We start from the raw sequence: 19,832 nt of genomic DNA, 5'->3' as shown, positions 1-19,832 counted from the left end.
AAAGTTAATTTTTAAGCGATGAGGCCAATAAAGAATTTAAAGAATGCGATCCTTTGTAAACTAAAATTTGAGCCTTTGGTAACCCTACCAAAGCCAAGTCCCCAATAAGGTCCAAAATTTTATGTCTTATTGGTTCATTATCAAATCTTAATGGAGGATTAACCCATCCATCACCGTCACAAACAATAGCATTTTCCAAACTTCCCCCCTTTATTAAGCCCAGTTCACTTAACTCTTGAAACTTATCCTTAAAACCGAATGTTCTTGCTGGAGCAATCATTTCAACAAAACTTTTTGGATTTAAATCAATTACAAAAGTTTGAGTTCCAATTGCTTTATAGGTGAAATTTATTGTGGATATAATTGTAGTCTTATTAGAGGGAGTTGCAGAAATCACTGAGGTTTCTTTATTTATGATTATTGATTTATTAATCTCTCTAAAAAAATTATCTGGTTTGGGCGCCTTTTTTATCCCTACTTCTTCAAACTCTTTAACCCACTGAATTGCAGAACCATCCAAAAGCGGGATCTCTTTTCCATCAACCTCAATATGTATATAACTTAGGCCACAACCAGCCATTGAAGATAATAAATGCTCAATAGTATACAAATTTCGACCTCCTAATTTAACTGCAGTACAAAGCATCGTACTACCTATTAAATCTTGAGTTAGCTTAAAGATTTGGTTGGGTTTATCCCTGAAAGAAACATAAAATCCTTCTTTTTCGTAAGGAGAAATTGTTAATCTTGTTGTTTCTCCACTATGAAGACCTATTCCTTCTCTGGATATAACACCAGCCAAGGTATAACAATAATCGTAATTAGTAGGCCAAGAAAACACTTAAAACTTCCATCCCACTCCAAGAGTATATCTCCAATCTCCACTTAGATCCTTACTAGCAACATCTAACCTTAATGGACCAATTGGGGTTTTCACTCCAACTGACCCTCCCAGTGAAAAACCAGAACCTGATTTTTGCAATAATTTACCCGGTTTTCCTGGAACATCCTTTTGAGAGCCTAAATCACTTCCGGCATCAACGAATAAAGCTCCTGTTATCATTCTCCAAACAGGGAATCTATATTCTGCCGTACCTTCAACATAACTTTTACTTACCGCTAAGTCACAGGATCCCCATCCTCTAACAGATGAAGTTCCTCCCAAACAAAATGCTTCATAAGGAGGCAAATCCCCTACAATAGTTCCGGTTGTCAATTGAATACCAATAGTTTGAGGACAATCTTCACTATTTCCACTAGAAGTATTACTAGACCTACATGCTTTAGTAAAATTAATCAGTCTTGTTGGTATAAAAAACGAATATGAGGCTCTCATTCTATTAAATGTTGGAGATTTGTCGCCGACTGAGACAAACTGTTCAGTACCAAAGGTTAATTTATTTCCTGAAGTTGGATTTACAGTATTATTCAAATTATTTCTAGATGTACTTGCAATAACACTCACTAATGTATTTTCTTCAGGGCATGACCCATCATTTGGATTGAATCCAAGACAGATAATATCGCTTACATTGCCTGTTGTTGGTGTCATATCACCATAGGGTTTTTTGTTCCCATCACCATCAATCATCTCAACTTTCTTAAAATTCATACCTGCAAGAACTCTCCATTTAGCGACCTTAAATGGATCCCCTCCATTAAGAGGCCTTGAGAAAGAAAATCCACCTCCTGTTTTTTCTAAAACTACTGATGAAAAAGTATCAGCTGTTGAAGTTGTTGTATCATTTACGGCGTATATACGACCATTCTCTTCACTTTTAAATTCTTGTGGATAATCCCTACTTAGAAAAATATTCGTTCTAAAAGCAGTTTTATATTTATCTCCTTTAATCCAGGGATCAGATAAAGAAAAATTATAAGTGGTTGAATATTCTCCAAAATTCAGGTTGAATTTTGTAGACCAAGCTCTTCCAAGTGTATTAGTTTCCTGCAAACCAATTGTTGCAAAAATTCCTGCGCCCGTGCTATAGCCAAGACCACCTGTCAATGATCCTGTTCTTTGCTCGGTCAAATCTAGAAAAATTATGACTTGTCCAGGATTTAAATTGTCAGGACCAAGAGATACCTTAACATCATCAAATAGGGATGTTGAGTATAAGCGGTTGATATCAGCTTCTAAAATTTTTCTATTAAATATTGTGCCGGGCTGAGTTTTTAACTGTCTTTTTATAACCCAGTCTTTTGTTTTTCCTTTTCGAGGTTTCCCATCAATAATAGATTCACCATCAGATCCAGGGAATCTTAACTTTAAATCAGATATGATCCCTTCTGAAACATTTAATGTTACTATACCGTTTTCATATATTCGATCTGGGCCATTTATTCTAGCTAAAGAATAACCTTCACTTTCATAACGCTTTTTTATTATTTCTATTTTATTTTGCAACTCATTTAGGTTAAGAGTTGTGCCATAAAAATTTTTAAAAAGGTCATCTACATATGAATTAGAAATTACTGAATTTTCTGGTTTCAGTTCAACTTTTTTCAAAATTGGATTGGGCACTACATTTATAATTAACCTCAATCCTAGAGGCCCATCTTGAGAATTTATTTTAACTCCGGAAAACCAACCGCTAGCATATATTGCATTAAGGTTTTGATTTAGAGTTCGATTATCAACAACACTTCCTGGTTTAATACTCATGGAATCATATGCAGCTAATTCAAGTTTTCTCCCCTCAGGATGATTTTCCCAACCTTTAATAATTATTTCTGAAATAAGAGCACCCTCCTCCCTAATATTGTTCTCATTTTCTGCAATCAAGAAATTTTGCTCTTTTTTAAAATCAAACCTTTCAAATAAATCATCATTAATTTGATTAATTTCTAGGGTTGAAATTGATTGATCTAAGTCATTTGGTAAAAAATCAGAACTAAGTACTGAATTATTTGATATCAAAATCAAAGGGGGGAAAGCAATATTTGTAAAAACTTTTCTAAATTTTAAAAAATGTTTTTGCATAGTATTTTTAATCATGGTAAAAAAATATTCATTGAATTAAATGAATTCGTTTATTCTTCTGTTAATTTCACTATAAGCATCAATTAGGCCACCTAAATCATTTCTAAATCTGTCCTTGTCTAGACTTACAATTGTATCATTTTTCTGATTAAGATCCCATAATCTACAATTGTCAGGACTTATTTCATCCCCTAGAAGTAAATTATTCTTAAGATCAAAGCCAAATTCCAATTTAAAATCTACAAGTTGAAGCTTAATATTTTTAAAAAAACTTTTCAGGATTCCATTAATTTTTATGGTTAAATCTATTATTGATTCCAAATCTTTAGAACTTATTATCTTCATTAATTCAATTCTATCTTTTGTAATAAGCGGATCATTAAGTTCATCATTTTTAAGATAAATATCAATTAATGGTTTTTCTAAGATAGTTGCAGGTTTTATATTCGTTTGTTTACATAAGGAACCATAAGCAATATTTCTCAGAACAATTTCTAAGGGGATCACCTTAATTTTTTTAGCAATCATAGTATTTTCATTTTTGAGCTCAATAAAATGAGTAGGAATATTATTCTTCATAAGAAGTTCAAAAATTCTTGCACTTATTAGGCAATTAAGTTTTCCCTTACCTTCGAATTTTGCTTTTTTTAATGAATTAAAAGCTGTAGCATCATCTTTAAATTCAATTATTACTTTATCTGCATGATCATAAGAAAAAACTTTTTTTGCTTTACCTTCATAAATTAACTCATATTTTTTATTCATTATTTAAGACCTCAATTGATAACTAAAAGTAAAATTTGTAATTAACATATTAGATAGAGATCGACTTTTCTAAATAGTTAATTTCATCTTACCTGATTATTCATCGAAACCTCATAACCCCTAAAAAACAAATTTTATGAGTATCAATACAACAAGCTCTAAGAACTTAATTAGATTAGAAAATATTTTAATTATTGGTAATGGCGGGAGAGAAAATTCTTTAGCTTGGGCTATTCAAAAAAATGAATTAGTCAATAAAGTTTATTTAATTCCCGGCAATGCTGGATCAGAAAGAATTAACAAATGTGAAAGAATAAAATTTGATATAAACAATAAAGATGAATTAGTTCAAAAGCTTGAATTTTTAAAGATAGATTTAATAATAATAGGACCAGAAATCCCGTTAGCGAATGGATTAGCCGATTTTCTCCGCAAAAAAGACTTCAAAGTTTTTGGTCCTGGGAAAAATGGAGCAAAATTGGAATACAGCAAGTCTTGGGCAAAAGAATTTATGAAAGACGCGAATATTCCAACTGCAAAATTTTGGAAAGTAAATTCTTTACAAGAGGCCAAACAAATTATCCATTCATCACCGAGTCCACTTGTAGTAAAAGCAGATGGCTTGGCTTCAGGTAAAGGTGTTTTTATACCCAACTCTAAAGATGAATGTTGTAAAGCAGCAGAATCAATCTTTAATGGTAAGTTTGGTGATTCCGGAAATGTGGTTGTTTTAGAAGAAAAAATTCAAGGTCCAGAAGTTTCGGTTTTTGCTCTATGTGATGGAGAGAGATATCTATTACTTCCAACCGCCCAAGATCACAAACGTCTCGAAGAGAATGATAAAGGTCCAAATACTGGGGGCATGGGGGCTTATTCTCCCGCCCCACTAATAACAAAAGATTACCTTGATAGAATTATCAAAGAAATAATAGAACCTACAATAGTTGAACTAAATAGAAAAAATATTGATTATAAAGGTGTAATTTATTTTGGATTAATGATCACAGAATCTGGGCCCAAAGTTATAGAATATAATTGTAGATTTGGCGATCCAGAATGCCAAACAATAATGCCTTTGATGGATAAAAATTTTGTATTTCTTCTAGAAAAATGCTCTATGGGAAATTTAACAGGTGATGAAAAAATTGATACTTTCGATAAAGTTAGTGGTTGTGTAATAGCGACTTCAGAAGGTTACCCTAACGAATATAAAACTGGCTTTCCAATAAAAATAGGAAACATTGACTCAAGTGATTGTCAAATTTTCGACTCTGGTACTTCTCTTAGTAAAAGTGGAGAATTATTGACTAATGGAGGAAGAGTATTAAGCATTGTCTGTCAAGACAAAGATTTTGATATAGCTTTCGAAAAAGCATACAAAAATTTAAAAGAAATAAATTTTGATGGTATTTACTTTAGAAATGATATTGGTCATCAAGTGAGAAAAAACTTTTTAAAGGAGAATTAAGTCCATGGCCGATACAAATAATCAAGAAAATAGAGATTATAAAATTATTAATATTGAAAATATCAACAATAATTATTGGATTAATAGACTACTTACTTGGTGGAGTGGATTTAGTTTAAGAACAAAATTATTAGCAATAGCCACCCTTGTTGTAAGTCTCTTAATGACAGGAATAACTTTTTTTGCATTAAATAGCATTCAACGAGATGCTGGAATGAATGATACAAGATATGCTCGAGATCTTGGATTATTGCTATCGGGAAACGTCACAGAATTAGTTGCTAATAATCAAAAAAAAGAAATCTCGAATGTAGCTGAAAAATTCTGGAGATCAAGTCGAAATTTACGCTACATATTTTTTACGGACGCCGAAGATATAGTGCAACTTGGAATACCAATAAGTGCAACTCCTACAAGTTCAGATAGTCAGTTTCAGCTCACCAGAAGATTAAAATTACCATCAGAATTAAAGAAAAGACCACAATTTCCACTAGTCAGGCAGCACGTTACACCTCAGGGTCAAGTTACAGATGTTTTTGTACCGATGCTATGGAAAGGTAAATATCTTGGAACTCTAGCTTTAGGAGTTACCCCAAATAAGAAAGCTTTAGCCAGTGCGGCTTTAACAAGAGAAGTGACTATTGCAGTTTTTATCTCAATTTGGGTTTTAGTCATACTTGGAGCTGTATTCAATGCACTTACAATTACAAGGCCAGTAAGGGAGTTAGTAAGAGGTGTTAGAGAAATTTCAAAAGGAAACTTTAAATCTAGAATTTCTTTGCCTATGACAGGAGATCTGGGAGAGCTTTTAAACGGATTTAATCGAATGGCTACTCAATTAGAAAATTATGACGAAGCAAATATTGAAGAGCTAAAAGCCGCTCAAATAAAGCAGCAATCACTAATAGCTACTATGGCTGATGGTGCAATACTTTTAGATTCTCAAGGGAAAATTGTACTTACTAATCCAACAGCAAAACGATTATTTCGTTGGGAAGGAAGATTTCTTGAAGGAAAATTTTTTTTAAATGAGATACCCGAAATTTTATCTAATGACTTACATACAAATATAGAATCCATACTTAATAGAGAAAAGGAGAAAGATGATTTAAGGTTTAGCTTAGGAGAACCCGCTAGAACTTTAAGAATTGTCTTACAGTCAGTATTAGATACAAACAAAGTTGAATTAAAAGGTATTGCTGTCACAATTCAGGATCTTACAAGAGAGGTAGAATTAAATGCGGCACAAAACAGATTTATTAGTAACGTTTCCCATGAATTAAGGACACCACTTTTTAACATTAAAAGTTACGTAGAGACCTTACATGATTTAAAAGATCAGCTATCTAATGAGGAACAACTCGAATTTCTTGGAATAGCAAATTCAGAAACAGATAGGCTGACAAGACTAGTAAATGATGTATTGGATTTATCAAGATTAGAATCAGGTAAAATAGTTCAATTAGAAGAAATGGATATTAAGCAAGCAATTGAACAAACTCTAAGAAATTATAAGCTCAATGCAATAGAAAAAAATGTTTCTTTAGCTCATGACATCGAAGAAACTATCCCTTCAATTCTGGGAAACTTTGATTTACTTTTACAAGTTTTTGATAATTTGCTCGGTAATGGTTTGAAATTTAGTCCCAAAAACAGCAACTTAATGATAAGAGCTTACACTTGGCCAGATTCATGCCCTGCCTTTCCTCCTAGTAAAAAAGATCATGGAGCTCCTCAATGTGAGTTAGTTTCACCCTTACCAAAAGTAAGAATTGAGATCTCTGATACTGGTTCGGGAATATCACAAGCAGATCAAGAAAAGATATTTGACCGTTTTTATAGAGTAGAGAATGCTGTTCACACTGAACAAGGAACAGGTTTAGGTTTATCTATAGTGAGAGGGATAATTGAAAAACATGGTGGAGAAATTCGGATGGCTAGTGAATTAGGCGTTGGAACAACCTTTTGGTTTGATTTAGCCTTGTCACAGTCTGACAGAGATGAATTATTGACTCAAACCATAAACAACGTAGGTACTTTTTCAAACCCAGAAATCAGCTAAGTTTACCTAATTATTTTCTAAACCTTTAAAAACATTTTGAACACTTTGATCAGGTACAACTCTGTGAGGGGCTCCACTAAATATCTGCTCAAAGTTTGAAAAAGAATCTTTTATTTCAGGTCCTTTATTAGTGATAATAAATTCTCTTATTCTTTTGTCGTGCCATGATCCTCTCATTTTAAAGACATTTAAAGCCCTTGCCATCTCTCCTTTTATTTCAACATATTGGAGCAATAAAATGGTATCTGTAATTGTGGAGATGTGAGAATCAGTAATAGAATGACTTCCCATGAATTCTTCTGCAGTATTGGTAAAAAAGCCTGCTATCTCTTCCTGTTTTGTATAACCTGTCACTGCAATTACAAACTGTCTAAATGCATTTAAACTTACACCTCTTGCTAATGCTGAAAGGGAATCTATCGCCATTCTCTTTGGTTTAAATTGGTTAATTTGCGTTTTTATTATTTGCAAGTGATCCTCAAGGCCAGTTGATTCAGGATATGCACAAATAATTTTTAATAATCCATCACTTTCCATCTTTTCAAAGTCTATTCCCCAACTAGTGGCATTCCTAAGCAATTGCGCTCTTGATTCTTCGTAAGCGAATAGTATTGCTCTTTCACTATTGTTATATGCATCTTCTACAAATTTTGATACTAACATTGTCTTCCCTGTACCAGTAGCTCCTGTAGCGAGAATTATGGAATCTTGGAAATAACCGCCACCACACATATCGTCGAGATCTTTAACTCCTGAACTAATTCTAATATTCGATGATCTTTGGGTTAGTCTCATTGCGCCAAGAGCAAACACACTTATACCATCAATACCCATAGTGAATGGGTATTCACCTTTCATATGAACAGTACCTCTTAACTTTAAAACTTCTAAAGTTCTTCTTCTCTTCTCTGACTCTAAAACATTCCTTAATAAGACAACATTATCAGATACAAATTCTTCTACTCCATATCTAGCAATAGGTCCGTAATCATCAACCCGTTCTGTAGTCATAACTGTAGTTACTCCTATTTCTTTTAATCTCGCAATTAGTCTAAATATTTCCCTTCTAACAACATAAATTGCATCATATTGTTGGAAAACAGCAGTTATTGAATCTATTGCAACTCTTTTAGCTTTATATTTCCTTATTGCGTAACTAATTCTTTCAATAAGACCAGATAAGTCAAAACTACCCGCGACATCTTGACCATCAGGATCAGGAGAAGCATCTAATATAAATAACTTATTTTGATCGATTAATTTTTGTAAATCCCATCCGAAGCTAGCCGCGTTTCTAATTATGTCTAAAGGCGATTCTTCAAAAGTAACAAAGATTCCAGGCTCATCAAAATTGCAAATCCCGTGATGTAAGTATTGAAGAGAAAAAACAGTTTTACCAGTCCCTGATGTACCACTAACCAGTGTACTTCTGGATACAGGGAGTCCACCTCTACAAACATCATCAAACCCCTCTATGCCGGTTGGCAATTTTTGGACTTGCATTTTGTTTGATTTGGCAAATTTCTTATCTTTCATATTTTTGTAAAAAAAACTTAAATAAAAATGAAATTCATTTTTCTAAGAAGGTTTTCTATGTGTTATTTATCTCCACTATATTCAGTTTCAGTTAATTCATCAAAAAGTAGATCCAAACCGATCAAAACTTTTTCTCTATCTGAAAGGTCGCCAATTATTCTTCTAACTGGTGGAGGTAAAATTTTAGCTAAAGTTGGGGTAGCTAAAATTTTATCTTCCTCCGCAAGTTGCGGTTGTTTAAGTACATCAATAACCTTTAAAGCATAAACTCCTTTAAACTCATTTTCTAAAATTTCTCTTAAAGTGTTCAAAGCTCTCATTGAATTAGGAGTATTCCCAGCAACATAGAGTTTTAAAATGTATGTTTTTCTTGCTGCCATTGTTTATGGTTCCTCAAATTGATATAAAAGATTTAGATCAGCCCTTGACTTATTACACTACAAAATAAGAAAATAAACAAATTATTATGATTGCTTACTAGGCTTAATCAAATTTTATATTTGAGCCTGATAGCGTCCCTAAAACATGACAAATTCAAAAAAATCATCAAACAATTCTTCCAAAAGTAATGAATTGTACGCAATAGCAGAAACATCAGGACAACAATTTTGGTTTGAAGTTGATAGATATTATGATATCGATAGAGTTAACGCTAAAGAAAAAGAAAAAATAATACTTGAGAAAGTTTTACTTCTTAAAGATAAAAACTCTATTGCTATTGGTAACCCTTATGTAAAGGATGCAAAGATTGAATTAGAAGTAGTTTCTCACAAAAGAGATAAGAAAATTTTAGTGTACAAAATGCGTCCAAAAAAAAAGACAAGAAGAAAAATGGGTCACAGACAAGAACTCACAAGAGTTATGGTAAGATCTATATCGGTAGGTAAAAATTCCACTAAGTCTTCTACTAAAAAAGAGGCTGTCAAAAAGGAAACTAAACCAAAATCTGAAAAAACCACAAATTAATCATTTCTAATGGCACACAAAAAGGGAACAGGTTCAACAAGAAACGGTCGGGATTCAAACTCAAAAAGATTGGGTGTAAAAGCTTATGGTGGTGAAAAAGTTACTGCTGGATCAATTTTGATTCGCCAAAGGGGTACCTCCTTTTTGCCTGGAATTAACGTTGGGAAGGGTAAAGATGACACCCTATTCGCTCTCAAAGAAGGAACCGTAAGTTTTGAAAGTATAAAAAGAAATTTAAGAAATAGAAAAAGAGTAAATATAGTTATCTGATTTTTTTATAAGCCCTTGTAGTTATAAGAATAGGATGAAAAACTTCTAAAAAATTTGACTGAAGTGTCCTAAAAAAGGCCTCTATAACTTGACTATCGTCGAGGTGGAAAGGGTATTCTTTTTTTTCTCCTTTATAAAAATACCAATTGAATACAGCAATAGAATTAGAATGCATAATTTCATTAAATATTTCAATTTGGGAAGATGGATCAGCAAGATGTTCCAAAACATCAAGGCAAATTATCGTATCAAATTTCTGTATTTGTGTATCTTTAATTGTCGTACAAAAAGTAAGTTTTTTTTCGATTCCTAATTCCTTAGCTCTATATTCAACAAAATTTCTATTTGTTTGATTAATATCTACAAAAAAAACTTGCTCAACTTTTGAAGACATAGCATTAGCTATAGCATGCGTTCCAATACCTCCTCCAAAATCCAAAACCAAACCTCGAGAAAATCTCTGCTGCAACTTCAACGTATCAGTAATATATTCTTTACTTGTAATATGCCAAGCAGCCAAATCTGCCACATGACGATCTCCAACAATCTCACTATAAAAATCTGAAACATCACTTAGAGCATCACCAGGATGTAAATTTGCTAAATTCATTTTTGCATTTGCAAGAAACCCATCTAAGTCAGATTCTTTCATTGAAAAGAATTCCATTAAATGTGATTTCAAATTAAAAGCATTATCTAGAAACTCTTTTAAAATAAAACTATTGTTTTTCAATTTCCTACTATTAATTTTCAAGTAAAAATCATAGGATGAATATAAATCTTTCTCAAAGTATTCTTAATATTAAAAATGCAAACTAAAGATGGATTTTTAGTAATAAATAAAGATAAAGGCTGTACTTCCCATGATTGTGTTAAACAAATAAGAAAGTTGCTAGATACAAAAAAAGTTGGACATACAGGGACGCTTGATCCAGAGGTTACTGGAACATTACCAATAGCAATTGGTAATGCAACAAGATTTATTCAATATCTTCCTCAAGGAAAAACTTACATAGGACAAATTAAATTAGGGATTAGAACAGATACTGACGACATTCACGGTAACATAATTAATCAGAAAGATTGGCCCACAATTTCTAATAAGGAATTAGATCAATATTTAAATAATTTCAGAGGAATCTTTAAACAGATCCCACCAAAAGTATCTAGTGTTCACGTTAATGGTGAGAGAGCTTATAAAAAATTTTTCAAGAATCAAAATTTTGAATTAGCCTCAAGGGAAGTAAAAATAGATGATCTAATATTAATGAATTGGGACCAAATAAACGGAATCGTAGAAATAAAAGTCAAATGTTCCGCAGGTACATATATAAGGGCAATCGCAAGAGATTTAGGGAAAGCTCTTAATTCAGAGGGTTGCCTTTTACAATTAAAAAGAATATCAGCTTGTGGCTTTCACGAACAAAATTCCATTAAGCTATCGGATATGGGTAAAGATAAAAATAAAACTACAAATCTTATTGTTCCCACAATTTCTGCTCTTAATCATATTTCAACATTAATCTTGAATAAAGAAGAAGAAATCAATTTTTGGCAAACTGGCAGAGCAATTACAGTTAATTTTAACTACTTAAATAAAAGCAAAACTTTTGACTATAAAGAACCTATAAAGTTAATAGATTCCAGAACCAATCTTCTTGGTATAGGCTTTTTTAATCATGAACGAACTAATATAAATCCCAAATTGGTCCTTAATGCAAGATAATTTTTATAGAAAATATTTTTTAAACGGCTTTATTTCAACACCCTTATAAAAATGTTTTAATATTTTTTCAGCTTTTTGGCCCTTAGATGCTAAATATTTAGCTCCCCATTGACTCATTCCTACGCCATGGCCAGAACCATATCCTGAAACTAATAAAATCATATCTCTTGGAGGGGCATTATTATGGAATTTTCTTGGAATTAATAATGTTTGATTTATGTTTATTAATGATGGATCTTTAATATTATTTAAAGTAATAATTTCGTATAAATTTGCGTTATTCTGATAAGCAATATCAGACAAGTTATCACCTTCTCTCACAATATATGTTAAGAATTTATCTTCTAATCTTTTAGTTGATAATAATTTAGGGCTCTCACCTCCAGATTCAGTATTATTGTCTTCAATAAATTTAAATCTTGCTAGAGTACTTTTAAGGTTCAATCTTTTTCTAATATCAACTCCCGAAATTACATCAGTTCCATAATCACCTTGAATTCTTACATTTCTTACCCTACCCGTACTTGTAATATTTAAAATTTCTATTTGTCTTATTCCTCCAATCCTTGGAAATAGTTTTTGCAATTGGGAATTTGAGAACTTTTTATTCCATCGTAGTTTTGGGTTATTTTTATCAAAGTCTTTAACACTAGATAAATATGGATATTTTGTCGTCCATACATCTTGACTATTTTCAGTCATACCTGCAGAACTGCTATGAAATAAAGAATTAATTAACTTATTTTTATATGTCAAAACTAATGATCTAGTACTATTTACTGCCCTTTTAGTTTTATATGTGCCTGCCTCGAGTCCAATATAAACCTGATTCTTATTTGTAGAGTCAATATCGTATAGAGAATTTCCTTTTTGCTTTAAGGCATAAGTTCTTGATGCAATAGCTTGAGCTTTTAATGCTTCCAAAGGCCACTTAGCAGGCATTTCTGAACCCACCACACTAGTAAGATACTTCTCCATCCCAAGCACATTAACTACCAATATTTCATTATTAAGTATAAAAATCTTCAATTTACCTGCGTATCTTTTCTGACCAACCCAAATACCTCTTCTATCAGAGGAGCTCACTAGAAATTTTTCTTCTTTTTTTAAGTCATAGATTTTTTGTTTTTTCTTATCAAAAAATAAAGTAGTTCTATTATTTTGGTTTTTTAAAGTTAAACCTTTAATTTTTTTGCTAGAAAATCTTCGACCTTTAATTGTTAATGGAATTGATCTATCTGACCTAATTCTAATATTTTTATCTTTTAGAATAAGTACATTTATTATAGGTTCAACTGAAGCTGATGCAGTGCGAGTATGAAAAAAACAAAAAATTATTATGCTTATTAAACAAAATTTACTATATATTTTTTTTGATTTAAGTATCACTTTGTTTAAAAAACGAATTCTTAATTTGCCTAAGTTTGGCTAGAAGTCTAGATTAAATCCAGATATCAAAAATAAAAATACTATATTAAGTGAATATTACCTTCTTAGGAACAAGTTCTGGAGTCCCTACTTCAAATAGAAATGTTTCTTCAATAGCTCTTAAATTAACACAATCTTCAGAAGTTTGGCTTTTTGACTGTGGAGAGGGAACACAGCATCAAATCATAAAAAGTAATATTAAATCTTCACAAATTAAGAAGATCTTTATTACTCATATGCATGGAGACCATATTTATGGTTTACCTGGACTATTGGCCACCTTAGGTTTATCAGGAAATAATAAGGGTATTGAAATTTATGGTCCATCCGAACTTCGAAGTTTTATAAATTCTGCACTTAGAAGTAGTTTTTGCAAATTGTCGTTTCCATTGCATTTTGTGGAAGTTGAAAGTTTTGCATCAAAAAATGAAATTTTATTTGAAAACAATAGTATAAAGGTAAATTGCGCCTGCCTTAAACATAAAATACCTGCTTATGGTTATAGGGTAAGTGAAAAAGATAAGCCAGGTATATTTGATATCAAAAAAGCAGAGTCTCTAAAAATAGCCCCTGGACCAATTTATTCAGAACTGCAACAAGGTAAAAAAGTCGTATTAGCTGATGGTAGGACATTCGATGGGAAAGAATTCTGTGGACCTCCTAGAAAAGGTGAAAGTTTTGTTTATTGCACTGATACAGTGTTTAGCGAATCAGCTGTTTCATTATCAAAAAATGCCGATTTACTCGTACATGAATCGACTTTTTCAGAGGAGGATGAAAGCATGGCCTACGAAAAATTACATTCCACAACAATCATGGCTGCCAAAACAGCATTATTATCTAATACAAAAAAATTAATTATTACTCATTTAAGTCCAAGATACACTAATAAAAATTCAATCACACCAAGCGATTTGCTTAAAGAGGCGCAAAAAGTTTTTCCAAATACTCAGCTTGCAAAAGATTTTCTAACTGCAGAAATTAAATAAACTGCAACAGTTCGTTAGCAGGAGCGTTGTAAATGACCAACCCATGAAATAATAGTCTTAGGTTTTTCTATTTGATGTCGATCGAAATGGTCTCTATTTTTTCATCACTACATAAGTCTTTCAAAAGACTATTTATTTTTCTTCCTTTAATTGTTTGTTTACTTATTAATCCAATTTCTGCTAATGCACTTTATCCTAGTGATCCTTCATCAGTAGATGGATTGAAAGAAGATCTTCATGGAGCAGATCTTCAAAATAATGAATTTGTAAAATATGATTTATCTTATCAAGATTTAGGAGAGGCTAATCTACAAGGCGCCTATATGAGCGTAACAACTGCAAAGAATTCTAGTTTCAAAAGCGCCAACATGAAAGATCTCATTGCATATGCTGTACGTTTTGATAATGCTGATTTATCTGATGCGAATCTTACAAATGGTGAGCTAATGAAAAGTGTTTTTGATGGAGCAATTATAGATGGAGCAGACTTTACAGATGCAAATCTTGATCTATCTCAGAGAAAATCATTATGTGAAAGAGCTAGTGGAACTAACCCACAAACTGGAGTTAATACAATTGATAGTCTTGAATGCACTGGCTTAAAAGGTTACATGCCACCAAAGCCAAAAGCATAAAATTTAAAGCTAACTAACTTCAGATGGGAAGATATTACCAGGCTCTTTTGAGTCTGGTTTTTTGCTATACCACCATTCTTGTATATCAGAAGAAAATTTCTTCGAAAAAAAAGTTATAACTGTTTCAACAGGTTTTGATCCAGGCTCCAAAATCTGAACTGAGTAAGATGGGCATTTTCGTGAAGCCATATCAGCAACGAACCTAGAGCCTATTCTTCTCCAACTAGGCTCCTTACTTCTCCAAGCGAGTCTTGAACAGGGCCAGGGTAACTCTTCCCTATCATATAGTCTGCAACATGGTCCAATTACCCTATAACTGTACTGACCTCCATAACTTGATTGAACACTACCAGTCTTGAAAAATTCAAATTTATTCATCCATAAAAAAAAGCCACCTTTACAGAGGGTGGCAGAGAAATAATAAATAATCAACTTAGAAAAGTTAATTTTTTATAATTAATACAATTCTTCCTCAGCATGAGTTGTAATTGTTACGTCAGATGTTGGATAAGCAACACATGTAAGTACAAAACCAGCTTCTAGTTGGTCATCATCCAAGAAACTTTGATCTGATTGATCAACACTACCTGAAGTAACTTTTCCAGCACATGTTGAACATGCTCCAGCTCTGCAGGAATAAGGAAGGTCTATACCTTGCTCTTCAGCAGCATCAAGGATGTACTGGTCATCAGGTACTTCGATAGTTGAATTAAGACCTTCACCTTCGTTGATGAGTGTAACTTTGAAAGAAGCCATTTAAAAAAAAAAATTGTTGGTAGTTAATACCTAATAACTACATTTTTAACATCGATTGGGTCGATATGTGAGATTTTGAAGTAAAAAATGACACAATAAAATGTATTAATGAGAATTTATAAGAAAAACTTATACTTAGGTTTGATCGCTGGCTTTTTGCGCAGAAATACATGCCCAATCTTTTCTAGTTGATACATCCAATAATTTCAAGTCATTCTGAATTAATATTTTTATAATTTCATCTTTTTGCGAATTCAGAATTCCACTTAAAATGACTTCCCCATTGTTTCTCAAGCACTTATAAATATTTGGAATCATTTCTTTTATTACTTCAGCAAGAATATTGCATAAAACAACATCAAATTGTTTGAGTTGATTTTTTAAAATTAACTCATTAAAAGATCCCAAATATGTATTGAAGTTTTTTAAATTACCGAAATTTAGTTGAAAATTAGAGTTAGTTGAATTTATAGCTAAATAATCATTATCTACTGCACAAACCTCTTTAGCGCCAAGCAATCTTGCGGCGACACTCAAAATCCCGCTACCACTCCCAATATCTAACACCTTTTTATCAGAAAATAAAATATTCTCCATTTTTTCCAAGCAAAGATAAGTCGAAGGATGACTTCCCGTACCAAAGGCTGCTCCAGGATCAATTTTTATGATTTTTTTATCTTTAAATTTTTCATTTATATTCATCCAACAAGGCAATATTAAAAAATGATTTCCTACTAATTCAGGCGCCCAATATTTCTTCCAGCTTGTCAACCAATCCTCCTCTTTAATAATAATCCAGTCAAAAAATTGATTGTTAGGGGCATTAATGTTTAGAAGTTTGCTAATTATTTTTTCCAAACCACTTCTAGAACTCTCTCCCCAATCATCAATTGGAAGCCATATGTTCACCTTTTTATTATTTTTATTTTTAATTAAATACTCAAATGAAAAACTAATTATTCCCAGCTCATTTAATTTCCAAATAATAATTTCTTCTGAATCACTTTCTATAAGAAAAGTTAGTTTATACCAATTTTTAATTGCCATGAACAAAGCAAGCCTTTTTATAGAGTAACTGGATTAGCATTGGTAATTCCCTCAACTTCAATTATGGTATCAAGCAACTTATTAGGTATTGGATCATCAATACTTAGAACCATAACAGCTTCACCTCTAACAATTTTGCGCCCAACTTGCATTGAGGCAATATTTACGTTGTTGCTACCTAATAAGGACCCCAGCTTGCCAATAATGCCAGGCATATCCCTGTGCCTCGTAACCAACATATATCTGCTTGGCGATACGTTGACTGGGTATTGATCAATACTAATAATTCTTAATTCTCCATCAGCAAAAATGCTTCCTGCTACGCTATGGTCCCCATTATCTCCATAAGTAGTTAACTGAAGCGACCCGCTAGCAAATTCAGGTCTTGCCTCATCTTTACTTTCGACAACTGTAATGCCCCTCGAATCTGCTTCTAGAGAGGCGTTCACATAATTTATCCTATCTCCCAAAGCTTTACTTAGAAGTCCTTTTAGACTGGCAATTATTAATGGTTGGGAAGGATGTTGCACAAATTCGCCTTGAAGCTTCACCTCTAGTTTTTGAATCTGTCCACCTGAAAGCTGGCTTATAAGCAGACCCATTGTTTCAGCCAACTGTAAATGAGGTTTCAGACTATCCATAATATCAGGGCTCAAACCTGGTATGTTTACTGCAGTTCTAGCAGATAAGCCAAGCAAGACATCTCTTATTTGTTCTGCTACATCAACAGCTACATTTTCTTGAGCTTCCCGAGTAGATGCTCCTAAGTGAGGGGTAAGAATAAGATTCTTTTCAACCTTCAAAAGTGGCGAATTAGATTCCAAAGGTTCTTTAGAAAAGACATCTATTGCAGCGCCTCCAATCAATGATTTATTTAAAGCTTCTGACAATGCTTCTTCGTCAATCAAGCCTCCTCGAGCACAATTAATTAATTTTGCGCTACTTTTCATACTTTTAAGCACATCCATATTTACTAAATTCTCTGTCTCTGGTGTGCGAGGTAAATGCAAAGTTACGTAATCAGATTGTTGAAATAAATCCTCTAGTTCAGATAGTTTAACTTGTATTTGTTGAGCTCTTTCATTTGAAACAAAGGGATCATATCCGTAAACTTCCATTCCCAATGCATTAGCAACTTTCGCTACATGAGCACCAATTTTCCCTAAACCTACCACACCTAATTTTTTCTTATAAAGCTCATTCCCAACAAATTTCTTTCTTTCCCATTTACCCAATAACGTACTGCTATTAGCAACTGGAATATGTCTAGATAAGGCCAACATCATTGCTATAGTGTGCTCAGCAGCCGCTATAGTATTACCTCCTGGAGAATTAACTACAAGTACTCCTTTTTGCGTAGCAGCCTTAACATCTACATTGTCGACTCCAACTCCCGCTCTTCCAATAATTCTCAGTTTATTTGAAGAATTAATAATTTCTTGAGTCACTTGAGTACCAGAGCGAATCATTAAAGCATCATAATCTCCAATAATGGAAGCCAATTCAGTTTCTGAGATTCCTATCTTTTGATCAACCTGAGCAACTTGTGAGAGAATATCGATTCCTGTTTGATCAATTGGATCTGTAATGAGAACTTTTGTCATTTAAGATTGGTTCTTTAATCTTTTACTTTAACTTAATCTATAGTGTATGTATCTTATTTTATTAATTTGAATAACACACAAACAGTTGAGGATTGAAATTTGACAAAAAGTATTGTGATATTTGAAGACATCGATAAATGTGTCCAACTATTTGATGTTTTCAAAGAAAAATCAGTGATGCTCTCTGAAGCTATTTTGATCCCACCAATAAGTGAAAAAATAACATCAGAAGAAACCAAATTGCTAGATGCGAAAACAAATATCCTATTCAAATCTCAAAATTTTGAAGATATTAGAATTTTAAATCCTAAACTTGATAGAAAGATTAGACAAAAAGATATGAGTAGATGGCTAATGCCATTTGGTTTTATAGCTGGAATAGCTTTTTCTAATATGACAAATTTAACTACCTTCAGCTTTCTTGGTTTAAATAACATCGGGGAATCATTAATTGGTGGTCTCTTAGGAATGGGTTCAGGTTATTTAGGAAGCATTGTTTCTTCTTCAAGTATCAACTTAAATAGAAATAAAGAGTTGAGATCAATTATTAATTTGAATAAAGAGGGTAAATGGCTTGTTCTACTTGAAAATCAAATTGGAACTGAATTACCTTGGGCTTTGATAAAGCAATCAGAGGCAAAAGATATATTTTTTTTAGAAGGCTAAATGATTGATTTAAAAGGAATCTTAATAAATTCAAACTACAAAAAAGAAGCTGAGGAATTAATAAATATTGCTAACTTAGCTTACAAACACTGGGAAACTTATTGGACTGGATTTAATTCAACTTATGTTTGCGAAGAGATCTTAAAAGATTTTGAAAATTTAAATGATTTCAAATTTTTTATTTATGGAGGCTTCTCCTCTGCTCAAAGATCTAGAATAGCTTGCTTTAGAGGGGATAATATTCCTGAAGAGGACGTGCTTAAAAGTAATTTTCCTGCGCAAGGGATAAAAATTTATGGCAATTTTTTATTTGATAATGCTACACAAGAAGACTTTAGATCTCTCTTAATTGAAAATGGGTTAAATGAAGTAAAAGTAGGAGATATATGGACTATTGGCGATAGGGGGGCACAAGGGATAATTGATAATTCAGATACTGAGCATCTAGATGAAAAGATTTTTTATTTGAGAGACGTAAAAGTAAAACTTAATTTAGTTGATATAGATGAACTACAAATACCCTCAGGAAGAACAAAAAAATTTATTAATACAGTAGAAGCCTCAACAAGATTAGACGCTATAGCTTCAGCAGGTTTTAGAATATCGCGAACCAAAATTATTGAAAGAATTGAAAATGGAATGCTCAAATTAAATGGAGGCAAAGTTAATAAGCCAACTATTAATTTAAAAATTGGCGACAAACTAGAACTAGAAAAAAAAGGATTTATCGAAATTCTAAATTTAGAAATCACTAAAAGAGAAAGATGGAAAGTTAAATTACTTAGAAAATGAAACTTTAACCTGCTATTTTCTTATAAGGGGGATTTATAATTCTTCAATTTGGGCGATTAGCTCAGTGGTAGAGCACTACCTCGACACGGTAGTGGCCACTGGTTCGAATCCAGTATCGCCCATCACAACTATTGACGGC

The 19,832-nt window shown here is 32.5% G+C and carries 20 protein-coding genes and 1 tRNA gene; 10 read left to right on the top strand and 11 right to left on the bottom strand.

What is annotated here, in order from left to right:
* Window positions 1-4: 4 nt before the first annotated feature.
* Genes JJ847_04330 through JJ847_04320 form a run of 3 tightly spaced genes read right to left on the bottom strand, consistent with a single transcriptional unit; the run spans window position 5 to window position 3,748 of the window.
* On the bottom strand, window positions 5-841 hold the full coding sequence (locus JJ847_04330) for a UDP-3-O-acyl-N-acetylglucosamine deacetylase (protein ID MBO6960112.1): 837 nt from the start codon (window positions 839-841) through the stop codon (window positions 5-7).
* Complete coding sequence (locus tag JJ847_04325; protein ID MBO6960111.1) at window positions 842-2,983, bottom strand: BamA/TamA family outer membrane protein; 2,142 nt, start codon at window positions 2,981-2,983, stop codon at window positions 842-844. It lies immediately after the preceding gene.
* Window positions 2,984-3,019: 36 nt separating this feature from the next.
* On the bottom strand, window positions 3,020-3,748 hold the full coding sequence (locus JJ847_04320) for a phosphoribosylaminoimidazolesuccinocarboxamide synthase (GenBank protein MBO6960110.1): 729 nt from the start codon (window positions 3,746-3,748) through the stop codon (window positions 3,020-3,022).
* A 136-nt stretch (window positions 3,749-3,884) separates the two neighbouring features.
* Here JJ847_04320 and purD point away from each other — a divergent pair, with 136 nt between their 5' ends.
* Together purD and JJ847_04310 are read left to right on the top strand one after the other, a co-directional pair.
* Window positions 3,885-5,216: a phosphoribosylamine--glycine ligase gene (gene purD, locus JJ847_04315; protein MBO6960109.1), complete on the top strand. Its 1,332-nt coding sequence runs from the start codon at window positions 3,885-3,887 to the stop codon at window positions 5,214-5,216.
* Window positions 5,217-5,220: 4 nt separating this feature from the next.
* A complete protein-coding gene (locus tag JJ847_04310; GenBank protein ID MBO6960108.1) occupies window positions 5,221-7,278 on the top strand; it encodes a HAMP domain-containing protein in 2,058 nt (685 codons plus the stop codon).
* Between the two features lie 6 nt (window positions 7,279-7,284).
* On the opposite strand, the gene kaiC is transcribed toward JJ847_04310, so the two are convergent.
* Complete coding sequence (gene kaiC / locus JJ847_04305) at window positions 7,285-8,814, bottom strand: circadian clock protein KaiC (protein MBO6960107.1); 1,530 nt, start codon at window positions 8,812-8,814, stop codon at window positions 7,285-7,287.
* Window positions 8,815-8,876: 62 nt separating this feature from the next.
* Entirely contained in the window at window positions 8,877-9,194 is a 318-nt protein-coding gene (kaiB, locus tag JJ847_04300) for a circadian clock protein KaiB (GenBank protein MBO6960106.1), read from the bottom strand.
* A gap of 145 nt (window positions 9,195-9,339) precedes the next feature.
* On the opposite strand from kaiB, the gene rplU reads away from it, so the two are divergent.
* Window positions 9,340-9,780 (top strand): 50S ribosomal protein L21, encoded by a 441-nt coding sequence (gene rplU / locus JJ847_04295; GenBank protein ID MBO6960105.1) that lies wholly within the window; start codon window positions 9,340-9,342, stop codon window positions 9,778-9,780.
* A gap of 9 nt (window positions 9,781-9,789) precedes the next feature.
* Complete coding sequence (gene rpmA / locus JJ847_04290; GenBank protein MBO6960104.1) at window positions 9,790-10,050, top strand: 50S ribosomal protein L27; 261 nt, start codon at window positions 9,790-9,792, stop codon at window positions 10,048-10,050.
* Here rpmA and JJ847_04285 read toward each other — a convergent pair.
* A complete protein-coding gene (locus tag JJ847_04285; GenBank protein MBO6960103.1) occupies window positions 10,043-10,717 on the bottom strand; it encodes a methyltransferase domain-containing protein in 675 nt (224 codons plus the stop codon). The genes rpmA and JJ847_04285 overlap by 8 nt on opposite strands.
* Before the next feature lie 141 nt (window positions 10,718-10,858).
* Here JJ847_04285 and truB point away from each other — a divergent pair, with 141 nt between their 5' ends.
* Window positions 10,859-11,776 carry a tRNA pseudouridine(55) synthase TruB gene (gene truB / locus JJ847_04280; protein ID MBO6960102.1) on the top strand — a complete coding sequence of 306 codons (918 nt, stop codon included), beginning with the start codon at window positions 10,859-10,861 and terminating at the stop codon, window positions 11,774-11,776.
* Window positions 11,777-11,779: 3 nt separating this feature from the next.
* Here the strand turns inward: truB and JJ847_04275 are convergent, their stop codons facing one another.
* Window positions 11,780-13,165, bottom strand: coding sequence for a SpoIID/LytB domain-containing protein (locus JJ847_04275; GenBank protein MBO6960101.1), 1,386 nt, complete (start codon window positions 13,163-13,165; stop codon window positions 11,780-11,782).
* Window positions 13,166-13,254: 89 nt separating this feature from the next.
* Here JJ847_04275 and rnz point away from each other — a divergent pair, with 89 nt between their 5' ends.
* Window positions 13,255-14,193 carry a ribonuclease Z gene (rnz, locus tag JJ847_04270; GenBank protein ID MBO6960100.1) on the top strand — a complete coding sequence of 313 codons (939 nt, stop codon included), beginning with the start codon at window positions 13,255-13,257 and terminating at the stop codon, window positions 14,191-14,193.
* A 74-nt stretch (window positions 14,194-14,267) separates the two neighbouring features.
* The gene (locus tag JJ847_04265) at window positions 14,268-14,828 is read left to right on the top strand and encodes a pentapeptide repeat-containing protein (GenBank protein ID MBO6960099.1); all 561 of its coding nucleotides are present in this window, start codon (window positions 14,268-14,270) and stop codon (window positions 14,826-14,828) included.
* 9 nt (window positions 14,829-14,837) lie between these two features.
* Here the strand turns inward: JJ847_04265 and JJ847_04260 are convergent, their stop codons facing one another.
* From JJ847_04260 to JJ847_04245, 4 genes are all read right to left on the bottom strand, one after another.
* Entirely contained in the window at window positions 14,838-15,206 is a 369-nt protein-coding gene (locus tag JJ847_04260) for a hypothetical protein (GenBank protein MBO6960098.1), read from the bottom strand.
* Between the two features lie 78 nt (window positions 15,207-15,284).
* Window positions 15,285-15,584, bottom strand: coding sequence for a 2Fe-2S iron-sulfur cluster binding domain-containing protein (locus JJ847_04255; protein MBO6960097.1), 300 nt, complete (start codon window positions 15,582-15,584; stop codon window positions 15,285-15,287).
* A 135-nt stretch (window positions 15,585-15,719) separates the two neighbouring features.
* Window positions 15,720-16,631, bottom strand: a complete 912-nt coding sequence (locus JJ847_04250) for a 50S ribosomal protein L11 methyltransferase (protein ID MBO6960096.1) — start codon at window positions 16,629-16,631, stop codon at window positions 15,720-15,722.
* A 17-nt stretch (window positions 16,632-16,648) separates the two neighbouring features.
* Window positions 16,649-18,235, bottom strand: coding sequence for a phosphoglycerate dehydrogenase (locus JJ847_04245; protein MBO6960095.1), 1,587 nt, complete (start codon window positions 18,233-18,235; stop codon window positions 16,649-16,651).
* A 99-nt stretch (window positions 18,236-18,334) separates the two neighbouring features.
* On the opposite strand from JJ847_04245, the gene JJ847_04240 reads away from it, so the two are divergent.
* The 3 genes from JJ847_04240 to JJ847_04230 all read left to right on the top strand — a co-directional run bounded on the left by JJ847_04240 (window position 18,335) and on the right by JJ847_04230 (window position 19,815).
* The gene (locus JJ847_04240; GenBank protein MBO6960094.1) at window positions 18,335-18,901 is read left to right on the top strand and encodes a hypothetical protein; all 567 of its coding nucleotides are present in this window, start codon (window positions 18,335-18,337) and stop codon (window positions 18,899-18,901) included.
* Window positions 18,902-19,693: a photosystem II S4 domain protein gene (locus tag JJ847_04235; protein ID MBO6960093.1), complete on the top strand. Its 792-nt coding sequence runs from the start codon at window positions 18,902-18,904 to the stop codon at window positions 19,691-19,693. It abuts the gene before it with no gap.
* Window positions 19,694-19,743: 50 nt separating this feature from the next.
* Window positions 19,744-19,815 (top strand) — tRNA-Val (locus tag JJ847_04230).
* The last annotated feature ends 17 nt before the right edge of the window (window positions 19,816-19,832 follow it).

Origin of the sequence: Prochlorococcus marinus CUG1438, from assembly GCA_017644325.1 — a bacterium.
GTDB classification, from domain to species: Bacteria; Cyanobacteriota; Cyanobacteriia; order PCC-6307; family Cyanobiaceae; genus Prochlorococcus_A; species Prochlorococcus_A marinus_AA.
Note: the sequence above shows the minus strand (reverse complement) of the source record. Positions and strands in the feature narration are given on the sequence as shown.

Excerpts from the sequence above, each read along its gene's own strand:
- JJ847_04235 (MBO6960093.1), top strand. The coding sequence starts at position 18,902 with ATGATTGATTTAAAAGGAATCTTAATAAATTCAAACTACAAAAAAGAA.
- JJ847_04245 (MBO6960095.1), bottom strand. The coding sequence starts at position 18,235 with ATGACAAAAGTTCTCATTACAGATCCAATTGATCAAACAGGAATCGAT.
- purD (MBO6960109.1), top strand. The coding sequence starts at position 3,885 with ATGAGTATCAATACAACAAGCTCTAAGAACTTAATTAGATTAGAAAAT.
- JJ847_04260 (MBO6960098.1), bottom strand. The coding sequence starts at position 15,206 with ATGAATAAATTTGAATTTTTCAAGACTGGTAGTGTTCAATCAAGTTAT.
- truB (MBO6960102.1), top strand. The coding sequence starts at position 10,859 with ATGCAAACTAAAGATGGATTTTTAGTAATAAATAAAGATAAAGGCTGT.
- JJ847_04250 (MBO6960096.1), bottom strand. The coding sequence starts at position 16,631 with ATGGCAATTAAAAATTGGTATAAACTAACTTTTCTTATAGAAAGTGAT.
- JJ847_04265 (MBO6960099.1), top strand. The coding sequence starts at position 14,268 with ATGTCGATCGAAATGGTCTCTATTTTTTCATCACTACATAAGTCTTTC.
- JJ847_04255 (MBO6960097.1), bottom strand. The coding sequence starts at position 15,584 with ATGGCTTCTTTCAAAGTTACACTCATCAACGAAGGTGAAGGTCTTAAT.
- JJ847_04320 (MBO6960110.1), bottom strand. The coding sequence starts at position 3,748 with ATGAATAAAAAATATGAGTTAATTTATGAAGGTAAAGCAAAAAAAGTT.
- JJ847_04310 (MBO6960108.1), top strand. The coding sequence starts at position 5,221 with ATGGCCGATACAAATAATCAAGAAAATAGAGATTATAAAATTATTAAT.
- kaiB (MBO6960106.1), bottom strand. The coding sequence starts at position 9,194 with ATGGCAGCAAGAAAAACATACATTTTAAAACTCTATGTTGCTGGGAAT.
- rpmA (MBO6960104.1), top strand. The coding sequence starts at position 9,790 with ATGGCACACAAAAAGGGAACAGGTTCAACAAGAAACGGTCGGGATTCA.
- rplU (MBO6960105.1), top strand. The coding sequence starts at position 9,340 with ATGACAAATTCAAAAAAATCATCAAACAATTCTTCCAAAAGTAATGAA.
- JJ847_04325 (MBO6960111.1), bottom strand. The coding sequence starts at position 2,983 with ATGCAAAAACATTTTTTAAAATTTAGAAAAGTTTTTACAAATATTGCT.
- kaiC (MBO6960107.1), bottom strand. The coding sequence starts at position 8,814 with ATGAAAGATAAGAAATTTGCCAAATCAAACAAAATGCAAGTCCAAAAA.
- JJ847_04285 (MBO6960103.1), bottom strand. The coding sequence starts at position 10,717 with ATGGAATTCTTTTCAATGAAAGAATCTGACTTAGATGGGTTTCTTGCA.